Annotated in this window: 10 protein-coding genes, 1 tRNA gene and 1 pseudogene; 10 read left to right on the forward strand and 2 right to left on the reverse strand. The window is 42.0% G+C overall.

What is annotated here, in order from left to right; genetic code table 11:
* Window positions 1–391: 391 nt before the first annotated feature.
* Window positions 392–2,998 carry an ATP-dependent chaperone ClpB gene (clpB, locus tag BMZ95_RS00495; protein WP_046922797.1) on the forward strand — a complete coding sequence of 869 codons (2,607 nt, stop codon included), beginning with the start codon at window positions 392–394 and terminating at the stop codon, window positions 2,996–2,998.
* Between the two features lie 75 nt (window positions 2,999–3,073).
* Here clpB and BMZ95_RS00500 read toward each other — a convergent pair whose 3' ends face one another.
* A complete protein-coding gene (locus BMZ95_RS00500; protein ID WP_014073507.1) occupies window positions 3,074–3,256 on the reverse strand; it encodes a YjzD family protein in 183 nt (60 codons plus the stop codon).
* Between the two features lie 163 nt (window positions 3,257–3,419).
* Here BMZ95_RS00500 and BMZ95_RS00505 point away from each other — a divergent pair, with 163 nt between their 5' ends.
* Window positions 3,420–6,782, forward strand: coding sequence for a DNA polymerase III subunit alpha (locus tag BMZ95_RS00505; protein ID WP_046922796.1), 3,363 nt, complete (start codon window positions 3,420–3,422; stop codon window positions 6,780–6,782).
* 66 nt (window positions 6,783–6,848) lie between these two features.
* Here BMZ95_RS00505 and BMZ95_RS00510 read toward each other — a convergent pair.
* A tRNA-Arg gene (locus BMZ95_RS00510) sits at window positions 6,849–6,922 on the reverse strand.
* A gap of 125 nt (window positions 6,923–7,047) precedes the next feature.
* Between BMZ95_RS00510 and BMZ95_RS11630 the strand changes: the two genes are divergently transcribed.
* From BMZ95_RS11630 to BMZ95_RS00545, 8 genes and pseudogenes are all read left to right on the forward strand, one after another.
* Window positions 7,048–7,221 carry a methyl-accepting chemotaxis protein gene (locus BMZ95_RS11630; protein ID WP_080927159.1) on the forward strand — a complete coding sequence of 58 codons (174 nt, stop codon included), beginning with the start codon at window positions 7,048–7,050 and terminating at the stop codon, window positions 7,219–7,221.
* Window positions 7,222–7,394: 173 nt separating this feature from the next.
* Window positions 7,395–7,583 (forward strand): chemotaxis protein, encoded by a 189-nt coding sequence (locus tag BMZ95_RS00520; RefSeq protein WP_225354864.1) that lies wholly within the window; start codon window positions 7,395–7,397, stop codon window positions 7,581–7,583.
* A gap of 80 nt (window positions 7,584–7,663) precedes the next feature.
* Window positions 7,664–8,488: a DNA/RNA non-specific endonuclease gene (locus BMZ95_RS00525; RefSeq protein WP_014073505.1), complete on the forward strand. Its 825-nt coding sequence runs from the start codon at window positions 7,664–7,666 to the stop codon at window positions 8,486–8,488.
* 77 nt (window positions 8,489–8,565) lie between these two features.
* Window positions 8,566–8,799 (forward strand): hypothetical protein, encoded by a 234-nt coding sequence (locus BMZ95_RS11360; protein WP_225354871.1) that lies wholly within the window; start codon window positions 8,566–8,568, stop codon window positions 8,797–8,799.
* A pseudogene (locus BMZ95_RS00530) lies at window positions 8,690–9,213 on the forward strand (nitroreductase family protein). Before BMZ95_RS11360 ends, BMZ95_RS00530 begins: the two are co-directional and overlap by 110 nt.
* Window positions 9,214–9,299: 86 nt before the next feature.
* Window positions 9,300–10,082: a glycoside hydrolase family 191 protein gene (locus BMZ95_RS00535; RefSeq protein WP_225357340.1), complete on the forward strand. Its 783-nt coding sequence runs from the start codon at window positions 9,300–9,302 to the stop codon at window positions 10,080–10,082.
* Between the two features lie 148 nt (window positions 10,083–10,230).
* The gene (locus tag BMZ95_RS00540; protein ID WP_046922794.1) at window positions 10,231–10,782 is read left to right on the forward strand and encodes an NUMOD4 domain-containing protein; all 552 of its coding nucleotides are present in this window, start codon (window positions 10,231–10,233) and stop codon (window positions 10,780–10,782) included.
* A gap of 102 nt (window positions 10,783–10,884) precedes the next feature.
* On the forward strand, window positions 10,885–13,341 hold the full coding sequence (locus BMZ95_RS00545; RefSeq protein ID WP_052750379.1) for a CRISPR-associated helicase/endonuclease Cas3: 2,457 nt from the start codon (window positions 10,885–10,887) through the stop codon (window positions 13,339–13,341).
* Window positions 13,342–13,362: the final 21 nt, after the last annotated feature.

A 13,362-nucleotide genomic window follows, 5' to 3' on the forward strand; every position in this document is an offset into this window, starting at 1 on the left:
ATTTGCAATTAATTGCAAATCTTATCCGGTTTTTTTCGTATGCATTACAATTTTCTTTCTATGATGGAAATAAGCCAGAAAGTCTGATTTTATTTTCATGTATCAAAACGTCCCAAATAGGCCATTGTATGTAACCGAGGATTGCCATTTACGGGCAAATCTTAAAAAACGGCATTTTGCCCGTAAGCCATCTTGACGTATTGATTGAGCAGGCGATGCACAGTGCTGAATTTGACAAAAAATTCAGAGCGTTGATACTTCAGCATCTGCGCAATTTTTAAGGAAAGGTTAAAGTTTGACCTTTTTTGACCAATTTGAAACAAAAGTACCCCCATTTTGGATGAAACGTTGTAAAATTGATTTGTAAGAAAATTTGATCGGAGGGCTTTTTATGAGTGAAGAACCAAAATTTACTTCAGCGGTGCAAGACGCGCTTGCCGAGGCACAAAAAATTGCGGTTGCAAGGCATCATCAAGCAATCGAAATTCCGCATCTATTCAAATTTTTAGTTCAACCTGGCGAACTTGCAGCCGATATCTACAAAAAGGCTGGTATTGACATAGTTTCGTTTGAAAAGAAAATAGACGATGAACTTGACAGAATCGCTGTCGTCGAAGGAACGAATGCATATGGTCAAAGTCTTTCGCAGAATATGTACAAATTGATGCAGGATGCGGAGATGATTCGAGCCGAATTTTCGGATGAGTATGTTGCAATCGACACGTTGCTCCTTGCTTTGATGAAACAGAAGTATAATCCGTTGAGCGAATATCTGACCGCTCATGGTGCAGATGAGAAAAAACTGAAGAAAGTCGTTGAAGAAATGCGTGGTGGTGAAAAAGTGACGTCAAAAAATCAAGAAGAACAATACAAGGCGCTTGAAAAATACGGCGTTGACCTTGTCAAACAGGTTCGTTCCGGCAAACAGGATCCGATTATCGGGCGCGATGAAGAAATTCGCGACGTGATCAGAATCTTGTCGCGCAAAACGAAGAATAATCCTGTTTTGATCGGTGAACCCGGTGTCGGCAAAACCGCCATTGTTGAAGGTCTTGCACAAAGGATCGTGAAAAAAGACGTTCCGGACAACCTGAAAGACAAGACGATTTTTTCGCTTGACATGGGATCTTTGATTGCAGGGGCCAAGTACCGCGGCGAATTTGAAGAACGATTGAAGGCAGTCTTAAAAGAAGTAACCAAAAGCGAAGGTCGAATCATCTTGTTCATCGATGAGATTCACAACATCGTTGGTGCCGGAAAAACTGAAGGAAGCATGGATGCCGGCAACCTGCTGAAACCGATGCTTGCGCGAGGAGAACTGCATTTGATCGGAGCAACCACGCTTGACGAATACCGTGAATACATGGAAAAAGACAAGGCTTTGGAAAGACGTTTCCAAAAAGTTCTGGTTAAAGAACCGGACGTTGAAGACACGATCACGATTTTGCGCGGGTTGAAGGAACGCTATGAGATTCACCATGGCGTAAGGATTCACGACAATGCCCTCGTGGCTGCGGCTACTCTTTCAAATCGTTACGTTACCGACCGTTTTCTTCCTGACAAGGCAATTGATCTGATCGATGAGGCATGCGCCGAAATCAGAGTCGAAATGAACTCGATGCCGACTGAACTTGATCAGGTCACGCGTCAGCTGATGAGACAAGAAGTCGAAGAAGCCGCTTTGAAAAAAGAAAACGATCCGGCTTCAAAGAAACGTTTGGCTGAACTTCAAGAAGATCTCGCTGAATCGCGCGAACGGGCAAACAAGCTCAAAATGCGCTGGGAAAGCGAAAAAGAAGACATTCAAAAAGTTTCTGACAAAAAGCAGGAAATCGACAAGGCCAAGCATGATCTGGAAGAAGCAGAAAACAAGTATGATCTGGAAGAAGCAGCTCGTTTGCAGCATGCGGTCATTCCAAAACTTGAAAGCGAACTGGAAGAACTTGAAAATACGAAACGTCCTGAAGATTGGCTCGTCGAAGAGTCCGTCACGGAAAATGAAATTGCGGAAGTCGTCAGCCGCATGACGGGCATCCCGGTTGCCAAACTTGTTCAGGGAGAAAGGCAAAAGCTTTTGCACTTGGCAGATACTTTGCATGAGCGAGTCATCGGACAAGATGAAGCCGTTGATGCTGTTGCCGATGCGGTGCTTCGTTCAAGAGCAGGACTTCAGGATCCTTCCAAACCGCTCGGCTCGTTCATGTTTCTTGGACCTACGGGCGTTGGCAAGACCGAACTTGCCAAAGCGCTCGCAGAAGATTTGTTTGACTCTGAAAAACACATGGTTCGAATCGACATGTCAGAATATATGGAAAAAGCTTCCGTGTCGCGTTTGGTCGGGGCTGCTCCCGGCTATGTCGGCTATGAGGAAGGCGGACAGTTGACGGAAGCCGTTCGGCGCAATCCTTACACAATCGTTTTGTTTGATGAAATTGAAAAGGCTCATCCGGACGTCTTCAATATTTTGCTGCAAGTTCTTGATGACGGACGCTTGACTGACGGTCAAGGTCGGACGGTTGATTTCAAAAATACGATTCTTATCATGACATCAAATCTTGGGTCCGGAATTTTGCTTGACAACGTTCAAGCAGACGGAAAAGTTTCCGATGAGACCAGACAGTCAGTAATGAAACTTGCACAGACGCATTTCAAGCCTGAATTTTTAAATCGAATCGATGACATCATCATGTTTGCGCCGCTCGGAAAAGAAGCTATTCAAAAGATCGTTCAAAAATTCGTTTCGCAGCTTTCAAAGCGGCTCGAAAGTCAGGAAATTACGCTCAGGATTACCGACAAAGCATGCGATTGGTTGGCTGATAAAGGATATGATCCGGCTTATGGCGCACGTCCTTTGCAACGCTTTATCACGAACAACGTCGAAACGCCGCTTGCAAGAGAAATTATTGCAGGGAAAGTCATGCCGCATTCAGAGGTTTTAATTGACTTGGATGAAAACGGAAAATTGAGTTTTTCCGCTTCTGAGACGGTTGCAGACTGATTCGGAAGTGACGCTAAACCAGCGGGGCTTTTTTTGATTCTAAAAAAGCCGAGGCAATTGCCCTCGGCTCTTTTATTACTTCTTTTCAGGACTCTTAACGAAAAGCGATAAGAGATTGATTGCAATCAGTCCTCCGATTGCGGGAATGACGGCACTCATTGCGGGATCGAACGCAGTCCCGCTCAAAGCGGAAAGCACGTATCCGATGACTTCACCATAAATAGCGCCCCAGACCAAAATAGTCAGTTGTTTTGCCATTTGAAAACACCTCTCATTCGTTACATATTGTAGCACAAACTTCTTTTCATTTCATAAATAATTTGAGGAATTTGTCGCAAAAAAATGGAAGTATCTTAGAAATTTTAGTATAATGTAAACAAATAGCGTACATGTGTTTTTGTTTTAGAAAGGATGACGCAAAATGTTTGCACCGCTTCAGGTAAAAAGCGCATATAGTCTGTTGCAAAGCCCGCTTAAGATCAGCGATTACGTCGAAGCCGCAAGCAAGATGGGATATGAGGCACTTTGCCTGACCGACGTCGACGTTCTTTATGGCGCGTTTGAATTTTTTGAAGCATGTCGTAAATACGGAATAAAAAAACCGGTAATCGGAATTGAGCTTAATATGCAAGGAGACGGTGAAGAAGAACCGATTTCTTTGCTTTTGCTTGCCAAAAATGCAGCAGGGTATCGAAATTTAGTGAAAATTTCATCAAACAAACTGTCTGAAAACAGCCTTGATCCGCATGACAACCCGCAAACGTGCGATGACATAAAAGATTGTCTTGACGGGGTGGCGGTGATTGTTTCGCCCGAGTCGATCAAGGTTGCAAGCTCGCCGAAGTTTCTTAAAAAGCTGCAGTCAAACGGTGCAAAACTGTATCTGGGCAAAGGACCTCAATTTTCGCGCGAACTTTTGCTTGATGCGTATCGGATCGCAGAAACTTTGAAGATTCCGCAAATCGCCTTGTCAAAAGTCGAATATCTGAAGCCGGATGATTATTTTGGACAAGTGGTTCTCCAGGCGATTGATGCGGATGAAAGAATCAATTTTGATCAGCGTATGTCCGGTTCTGAATATCTGAAGTCACCGAATGAATATCAAATCGATTATAAAAATGCAGGGATGGAAACCGAATTTGGCCAAACTGAGAAACTTCTTTCCGAAATCGACTTTTGGCTGACTCCATCTGAAATCTCGTTGCCGCATTACAAATTTCAAAAGGGCGTTGCAAAAGTTTCATCACATGATTATTTGAAACGGCTGTGCGCTGACGGAATCAAGCGCTGTTTCAGAGAGAATCCTGATAAGATCGACATTTATCAAAAGCGTCTTGATTACGAGCTTAAAGTGATTCATGAGATGGGATTCGAAGACTATTTCTTGATTGTCAGCGGGATTACGCAATATGCGCGCTCAGTCGGCATCATCGTTGGACCCGGACGCGGATCTGCCGCCGGATCGCTGGTATCTTATGTCTTGCGCATTACCGATGTGGATCCGATTAAGTATAATCTTTTATTTGAGCGTTTCTTAAATGAAGAACGTCACGAAATGCCTGATATCGACCTGGATATTCCTGACAATAAGCGTGATCGGATCATCAAGTATGTTTATGATACGTACGGAAGTCGACACATGGCACAAATTATTACGTTTGACACATTTGGTGCCAAGCAGGCCTTGCGCGACGTATGCCGCATATTCGGGCTGACTCAGGCCGAGACTGAGGCTTGGTCAAAGGCGATACCTTTCGGGGATGAAATGACGCTTGAGCGTGCTCGGAGGGAATCTCAGCGAATCAGAAATTTGATCGCGGACAGCAAAAGAAACGAGCGCCTGTTTGAAACTGCGCAAAAGCTTGAAGGGTTGCCCAGACATTTTTCGACGCATGCTGCCGGAATCGTTTTAAGCGATCAAAATCTTGACGAAGTCGTTCCGGTTCAAATCGGAAATGACGGTTATTTGATGACCCAGTTTTCAAAAAAACCGGTTGAAAAAGCAGGTTTGCTCAAAATCGACCTTTTAGGTTTGAAAAATTTGCGAATTTTGAATACGGCAAAGAATCTTGTCAACCAAAATGTAGCATCAAAGCTTGATCTTGAACAAATTCCGCTCGACGACAAAGAAACTTTGGAACTCTTTTATAATGCCAAAACGGAAGGAATTTTTCAATTTGATTCATATGGAATCAGACAGGCCATGCTTAAAATCAGACCTGAGAATTTTGAAGACATCGTTGCTTTGAATGCCTTGTATCGTCCAGGACCGATTCGAAACATTGACGAATTTACGGCAAGACGTCACGGACGAAAAAATGTTTCTTATCCGGCAAAGGTTTTGGAACCAATTTTAAATAGCACTTACGGAATTATCGTCTATCAGGAGCAAGCCATGCAGGTTTCGTCAAAAATGGGTGGTTTCACATTGGGCGAAGCCGATATTCTGCGTCAGGCGATCAGCAAGAAGGAACATGAAACGATTGAAAGAATGCGCGTCAAATTTGTCGCAGGTGCTCAAAAAAAGGGTTTCTCAAAAGAAGACGCATTGCGAGTTTATGATTACATTGAACGATTTGGAGAATACGGCTTCAATCGTTCGCACGCCGTTGCGTATTCGAAGATGGCTTTTCAGATGGCTTACCTTAAGGCACATTACCCGGCAGAATTTTATTGTGCGCTGCTTAGTACCGTAATCGGCAACGTTGAGAAGACTCAAAGCTTTTTGGCGGCTGCCAAGAAGCGCAAAATCAAGATCCTTGTGCCCGACATCAATAAAAGCAGTTATGATTTTCGCATTTCTGACGGTGGCATCATGTTTGGCTTTCTGTCCGTGAAGGGAATCAGATTCGATTTTATTCGACAGATTTTGGCTGAGCGCCATGCTGGCGGATACCGACCTTTTAAAAGTCTGGATGATTTCATGAACAGAATGGTTGACCGTGCTCTTGTCGATAAGCAAGATCATGACGGTGATGCAAAAGAACGCGAAAAAATCGCCAAAAGCTACAGACCGATCGTTGAAACGCTGATTTACGTCGGAGCGTTTGATTCTTTGGGAGCCGATCGAAGTCAACTTTTGAACAGGCTTGACGTTTTGGTGAAGTACGATCAGCTTTCGATGAGTGTTCCCTTGCTTGAATCGCTTTTCGTGCCCAGCAAGAAAAACGTCAAGAAACTGACTCTGGAAGAGCGGTTGGAAAAAGAAAAGGAACATCTTGGCGTATACTTGTCAGCGCATCCGCTTGACAAATACAGTGCATTCGCACAAGGAATCGGAGCAAGTTCGCTTGCCAGCCTTGTTCCCGATCAGCAGGCAATCGTTCTTGTTAGAATTAAGGAAATTAAGAAGATCAAGACCAAAAAAGGCGACGAGATGGCGTTTGTTTCATGCATTGATCAGACGGGCGAGATGGAGGCAACTTTTTTCCCTAAACAGTTTCTCAGATATCATAGAGGATTGAAAGGAAATGCCGAGTTGTTGTTTTACGGCAGAGTTCAGGAACGAAACGGTCTTTCTTTCGTGGTTGATCGCGTCGAGCCGATTGAATATATTGCACTGCATTTTCCAAACACGATCACGATCGAAACGAAACGCCAGTTGTTTGCCATTATGAAACGATATTTGGGACCGATGCCGGTCATCGTCGAAGATGAATCCAAACAGACGAAGAAGATGTTGGACAGAAGATTTTGGCTCAAAAAAGATCAAAAGATGTTGGAAGAAATCGGTGAACTGCTGAACCGAGAAAACATCCGGCATGTCAAAGGAAACCCGGGATGATTCCCAGATTTTTTGGTTGGATAACAAAAAACCGAGCCCTAAAAGCTCGGTTAAGTAAGTTATGAATGATTCGGGTGAGATTCGAACTCACGACCGTCCGCTTAGAAGGCGGATGCTCTATCCAGCTGAGCTACCGAACCATCGCAACGTCATTTATTATACGACATGGAAAAGGAGAATGTCAAATAAAATTTATGAAAAGATTGTAAAAACGTTTTTGTTACTAAAAGAACACGTGAATAGTTCATGAAATCAATTGTGAACGTTGACAAAGAAATATACGACTATCAAAGTGTCCAAAGATTATTCCGGCGAAATTTCGCACCGGACGAACTGGCTTGCTTTGAACGCTTCAATTGAAGCAGCCGGCACCGATGAAGACGGCAAAGGTTTCCTGGTCGTTGCTTCAGAGGTTCCCAGTCCGGTCGAACAAAGTTAAAAATAAACGCATGAAATTGAAGAGATCATTTTCTGAATCAAAAATCAATCGAATCTGACGGTTGAAAAAGAACAAGAATCGTTCAGCGGAACCAAAAGCAGATGAAACTCATCGAAAGTGCCATCAAGTCGACATCAGAAGTTTGAAAGAGCAATCAAGGGCTGGCCGACAGAGTGGCACAGGTCAAGGATGCAAGCGTCAAGATTGAAGAGATTCAGGGGCAGGTAATGACAAGTCTTGAAGGCATTTCGTCCTCAACGGAAGAAGTTTCTGTAAATTCCGAAGAGGTCATGGCAACGACGAACTGGTTCAACGGAATTATTTCAGAACTGAAGAAAAATACCGGCCATTTCAAGATTTGATCAAATTTTTTCAACACTCTGCATTTTGTAGGGTGTTTTTGTTATAATGGAAACATCTTGTGGAATGCAGAGGAAAAACAATGGTCAAAAGAAGAAAACAAAACAAAAGCTTTGCGACCCTGATCATTGCCATCGGGGTGGTCCTGCTGAGCTGGACTGCCTTCGGCAAAAAAATCGGCTTGGACGAGTGGCTGAATTCAGGAGGTCAATCTCAAACAAGCCGCGTCCAAAACGACGAAAGCACACCGGAAAGACAGCTTGCGGAAAGCGTTTTGAGCGATTCGATCAGACAAAGACTCGGACAGAAAATCGAGTGGAACGGACATGGAGCCTTCATCATCAATGATAACAAGACCGATTTGAATGCCAATGTTTCAAGTGCTCCGTATGCGGTCAACAGAAAAGAAACCGGGGCGATGATTGGGGATGCCTGGCTGAACAAGACGACCAGACAATACAAAAATCGCAGCGAAACCGGCCAAGGCAGGACCGACTGGCGCCCCCAAGGCTTCAAACAAAAACTTGATTTGAGCGGTCGCTACTCTCATGCTTACGACAGAGGTCACTTGCTGGCTTATGCTTTGGTCGGGGGACTGAGAGGGTTTGACGCATCTGAATCCAATCCAGACAATATCGCAACGCAAACGGCCTGGGCAAATGAGGCCCAAAGCGCAAATTCGACCGGTCAAAACTACTATGAAGGACTTGTCCGAAAAGCGCTTGATCAAAATGAACGGGTTCGCTATCGCGTTACCGATTTGTTTGAAGAAGGCAATCTGGTTCCTTCCGGGGCGCATATTGAGGCCAAAAGCAGATCGGGATCGCTTGAATTCAACGTGTTCGTGCCAAACGTTCAAAAGGGCATCGAAATCAATTACCAAACCGGAGATGTCAGCGTCAAATAATTTTTGAAAGCAGCTCGCGTCATAGCGAGTTGCTTTTTTTGCAATCTGCTCAATAAAAAAATAAAGGAGGGAAATATATGGACTTTAAAGAGGCGATGAAAAAACGACACGTCGTGCGCAGATATCGGGATGAAGAGCTTGACTTAGAAAACGTTCTCAGCCTTAAAAAAGCGCGTCGAAGAAGACAACGAGAAATATCAGGTGCACGTCAAACTGGAAACGGAGGATTCTTCAGCACTGAATCTCATGGGAAAACTGGCTTCCAAAAATGCTGCCAACTATTTTATCATGTCAGGAAAAGAAAGCGCTGATCTGAACGAGAGATTGGGATATGTCGGAGCAGACCTGATGCTTTATGCCCAAACGCTTGGACTCAACACCTGGTGGATTGGCGGAACGTTCAGCAAAAAAACGTCGAAGGAAAAGTTCCCAATCAAAAAGTCATCGGAATCATTGTTGTCGGGTATGGGGAAACCGCTGGGGAACGGCACAAGCAAAAGGATGTCGAAGCAGTCAGTTCATACGAGGGTGAGACACCGGACTGGTTCGTTGCCGGTGTAAATGCAGCGCTGCTTGCACCCACTGCATTTGGCAAACAAAATTTTCTGATCAGCGGAAAAGGTCAAAAAGTCGCTTTGAAATGCGACACCTGCGGAGAAGATCTCGGACTTGTGAAGTATCACTTTGAGCTCGGTGCGGGAAAAGAGAACTTTGAGTGGGAATAGTCTTTACAAGTTAACATAAAATAAATGGAATATTATTAAAACATAACGGAGAAGCTATAAAAGCAAAGCACATAAAATGCTTGGCAGTGCTCTTTTCAGCAGTAACCGTATTCCTCGTAGCATGCCGCAAAGATTCTTTTGATTACGGCGTGTTTATCGGTGATGACATGAATCAGCAGAAAAAATACGAGCGTTATGACAACATAGTGGTTGATCCGAGCAGCTTCAAAAGCAAGCAGGTTGAAACTTTGAAAGCAGACGGCAAAAATGTTTATGCATACCTCGACATCGGTTCGCTTGAAAATGCTCAGCCCTATTATAAAAGTTATGAAGACGTCATGCTTGATCGATATGACGGCTGGCCGGATGAACATTGGGCAGACGTCACCAAGGAAAAATGGCAGCGTCTGGTGGTTCAGGATCTGGCTCGAGTGTATAAGGAACGAGGATTAGATGGCCTGTTCATTGATAACACCGATGTTTATTATCGATATCATACGCCTGAAGTCTATCAGAGCCTGAAGTCGATGCTTGCATCGCTCAAACGACAGGGGTTCAAGCTGATTATCAACGGAGGAGACGTCTTTGTTTCTGAAACGTTAAAAGACGGCAGTGCTAAAAAGCTTTATGATGGCGTCAATCAAGAAGACGTATTCACGACATATGATTTCAACAAGAAAAAATACGGTCGGCAGACCAAAAAAAATACGGATTATTACGAAAGATACCTTAAGCAGGCCAAAAAAGCAGGACTTGACGTCTACATCGTCGAATATCGAGCCGGCAGGGAACTTTCAAAAAAAATCGATGCATATTGCGAGCGACACGGGTATAAATGGTACAATGCCGACGGAATTAAATTGAATTAAAGGAGAAGACCGAAATCATTTTTTATGGTTTCGGTATTTTTTCTGCAAAAAAATGCTAATTGCCGCAAATTTGCGGGAATTAGCGCTTAAAAAAGGCGTATGATAAGACTCAAGATGATATTTGATGAACGAAAGGGGGTAAAAACACATGGTCTGGAAAGAAATCAAAGGTTACGAAGGACGCTACATGGTGTCCGATACCGGCAAAATCATGAGTCTGCCAAGAACGATCAAAACGGCAAGAGGCTACAGAACGATTTCCAAAAAAAGAATTCTCAAGTGCAGCAAGCTGAGAAACGGCACTAAAGTAATCCGTCTGGTTGACAAAGACGGCAACAAGAAGAACTACACCGTAGCTCAAATCGTTGCCAGGACGTTTATCGAAAACGACGATCCCAAGCGAACCTTCGTGCGTCACATCGATGGAAAAGAAGGCAACAACAATGTCAAAAACCTCAAATGGGACTACCCGGGACGTGCCGCATCCACGGACTACAGATTCAAAAGAAGAAAAAAATCCAAGAATCGAAACACCGGTCCGATTCAAGCATTCAAAAACAACGTCTTCTGCGGCGAATTTCAAACGGCTACGGAAGCGGCACGATATTTCGGCTTCAAGAACACCGTCGGAATCTGTCTTTGTTTGAAGGGAAAGCAGAGGACGGCAGGGGGTATGGAGTGGAGGAGAAAAGAAGAATAAAAATTACAAAGAATTAATAGAAAACGGTTTAAAATTAAGTTCATTTAATCTAATATAAGAGTATAATACACAATAGTAAAAGTGATGAAAGGCGGTGAGAATGTGGAAGAAAAGTATATAGCGCATGTTTATGACGGAAGAATTCAGGGTTTAAAAGAACATCTGGATAATGTTTTTACATTGGCTGGGGACAATTGTCCTATATCGTATCTTAAACCAATAGTAAAAGTTGCGGCTCTATTACACGATGACGGCAAAATAGGGCAAGAATTTCAAGACTATATGAGGGATATTATAAATTTAGGGTACAGTCACAAGAATAATGGCGGAGATCATTCGACTGCTGGCGGAAAAATTTTGGAGAGAATGGTAAATAGTAAAAAAGACGTGATTAGGGAGGTTATTGGTAACTTAGTATATTCTCATCATGGACTTAAAGATTGTATTGACATGGAAAGCGGAGAAACGTTATCGGACAAGAGAAACAAAAGTGAAATAGATGTTGATTACATTGAAAAATGTTTTTATGAAATGTATGAAAAAAATGATATCAAAAAATTAGCTTTGGAATCATGCAAAGGTTTGAGAGAGGAATATAAAAACATAAATTCTTTTGTTAATAAAGAAAACGATCTTGATGTTTGGGGAAGCAGAGATTTTTATGAAGGAATGTATGAACGCTTGATGTTGTCGGTTTTGATTGATAGTGATTGGAGTGATACAGCTTCTTTTTCTGATGATGAGTCGCTATCGAAAAAGATTTCTCAAGATGAATTGGATGACATATGGGAAAGCTGTATAATGAATTTTAATGAACATATGGCTCGAATAGAACATAGTTCTTCTAAAAAAAGCGTGTTAAATATTCAAAGAAACAGAATATCTAATTTGTGTTATGAGGCATCTAAAGAAGAGTTTAACAGGTATCGTCTCACGGTTCCGACCGGTTCTGGGAAAACATATAGCAGCTTGAGATTTGCTTTAAATCGTGCGTTAAATAGTCACAAAAGTCATATATTCTATGTGGCACCATATAATTCTATTTTGGAGCAAAATGCTGATGAGATACGTTCAGCTATTGGAAATGATGGTTACGTTTTAGAACATCATTGTAATGTTATTTATGATGATGTTGAGGATGACGCCAATTATAGGAAACTGACTGAAAGATGGTCAAGACCGATTATTTTGACTACTGCAGTCCAAATGCTAAATACTTTGTTTTCGGACAACAAGAGTTGCATTAGAAGAATGTATAGCCTTTGTAATAGCGTAATTATCTTTGATGAAGTTCAGGCTGTTCCGATGAAGTGTACAGACTTGTTCAATTTGGCAGTAAATTTTTTATCCCAATGTTGTAATACAACTGTAGTGCTTTGTTCAGCTACTCAACCTTCATTAGCTGTCAAAGATGAAAATAATATTTTACAGTGCAATGAAATGGCCGGAAAAATCAGTGATTATGTGAAGGAATTTAAGCGCGTTGAATTTGTTGATGAAAGTGAAAGTGTCAAAGGTGGAATGGATATAGAAAATTTGAAGACATTTGTATTAAATGTTTTCAAATCTAATGGAAATACGTTAGTTATCGTTAATACAAAGGCAGTTGCCAGAAAATTATATCAAGCATTGGATGAATGTTGTGATGATTTTGAGTTGTATCATCTTAGCACAAACATGTGTCCTGAACACAGAGATGATACTCTAAATAAGATACGTAGGTCATTAAAAGAATGTGTTCCTACAATATGCGTAAGTACGCAGCTTGTAGAAGCCGGTGTCGATTTATCATTTGATTGTGTAGTCAGATCATTAACGGGTTTAGATGGAATAGTTCAAGCCGCTGGCAGATGTAATCGTCATAAAGAGAAAAAGAACTTGGGAAAAGTCTTTATAGTAAAGATGAAACAAGAAGTAGAGAATATTGGCAGAATGAAGGAGATGCTTTATGCTCAGGAAGCATGTGAAGATTTATTGCGTATTTTCAAGGGAACCCCAGAAAGGTTGGATTATGCCCTAGATACTCAAACTGCTATTAAAAAATACTATGAGATATACCAAAGTAAATTGAAGATTAATTTAGGCGAAAACGTTATGAAATATCCAGTACCTGACTATGATACTGATATTGTTGAAATGTTAGGCAGAAATAAAGTAGGAAATAATCAAAAAAATCGTCATTATGTTGGAGTTCGAGAAATGACGGAATTACCTCATTTAAAACAGGCATTCGAAACAGCGGGGAAAAAATTTGAAGTTATTTCAGAGGATGGCAAAAATTCAATTATTGTACCTTATGGGGATAGTGGTATCTTGATTGAAGCATTAAGCAAAGCCAAAAAAACTAGTGATGCGAAGAGTATACTTCGAAGGTTGCAACGATATACCGTTCAGGTAAGTGATGTGTTTAAAGAAAGGTGTGGTAATGCGATTTATCCAGCTTTGGAAAGGAATGCTTATTCAGTTTTTGATATAAAAATTTTGACCATCAGTTCAAGCTATTACAGTGAGAAGGTAGGAATTACCGATGAACCACAAAATACTTTCATGAATTTTTAGGCTGATAGATTGGAGAAGAAT

This window comes from Ligilactobacillus ruminis DSM 20403 = NBRC 102161, assembly GCF_900113455.1.
Classification (GTDB): Bacteria; Bacillota; Bacilli; order Lactobacillales; family Lactobacillaceae; genus Ligilactobacillus; species Ligilactobacillus ruminis.

Excerpts from the sequence above, each read along its gene's own strand:
- clpB (WP_046922797.1), top strand. The coding sequence starts at position 392 with ATGAGTGAAGAACCAAAATTTACTTCAGCGGTGCAAGACGCGCTTGCC.
- BMZ95_RS00500 (WP_014073507.1), bottom strand. The coding sequence starts at position 3,256 with ATGGCAAAACAACTGACTATTTTGGTCTGGGGCGCTATTTATGGTGAA.
- BMZ95_RS00505 (WP_046922796.1), top strand. The coding sequence starts at position 3,420 with ATGTTTGCACCGCTTCAGGTAAAAAGCGCATATAGTCTGTTGCAAAGC.
- BMZ95_RS00525 (WP_014073505.1), top strand. The coding sequence starts at position 7,664 with ATGGTCAAAAGAAGAAAACAAAACAAAAGCTTTGCGACCCTGATCATT.
- BMZ95_RS11360 (WP_225354871.1), top strand. The coding sequence starts at position 8,566 with ATGGACTTTAAAGAGGCGATGAAAAAACGACACGTCGTGCGCAGATAT.
- BMZ95_RS00540 (WP_046922794.1), top strand. The coding sequence starts at position 10,231 with ATGGTCTGGAAAGAAATCAAAGGTTACGAAGGACGCTACATGGTGTCC.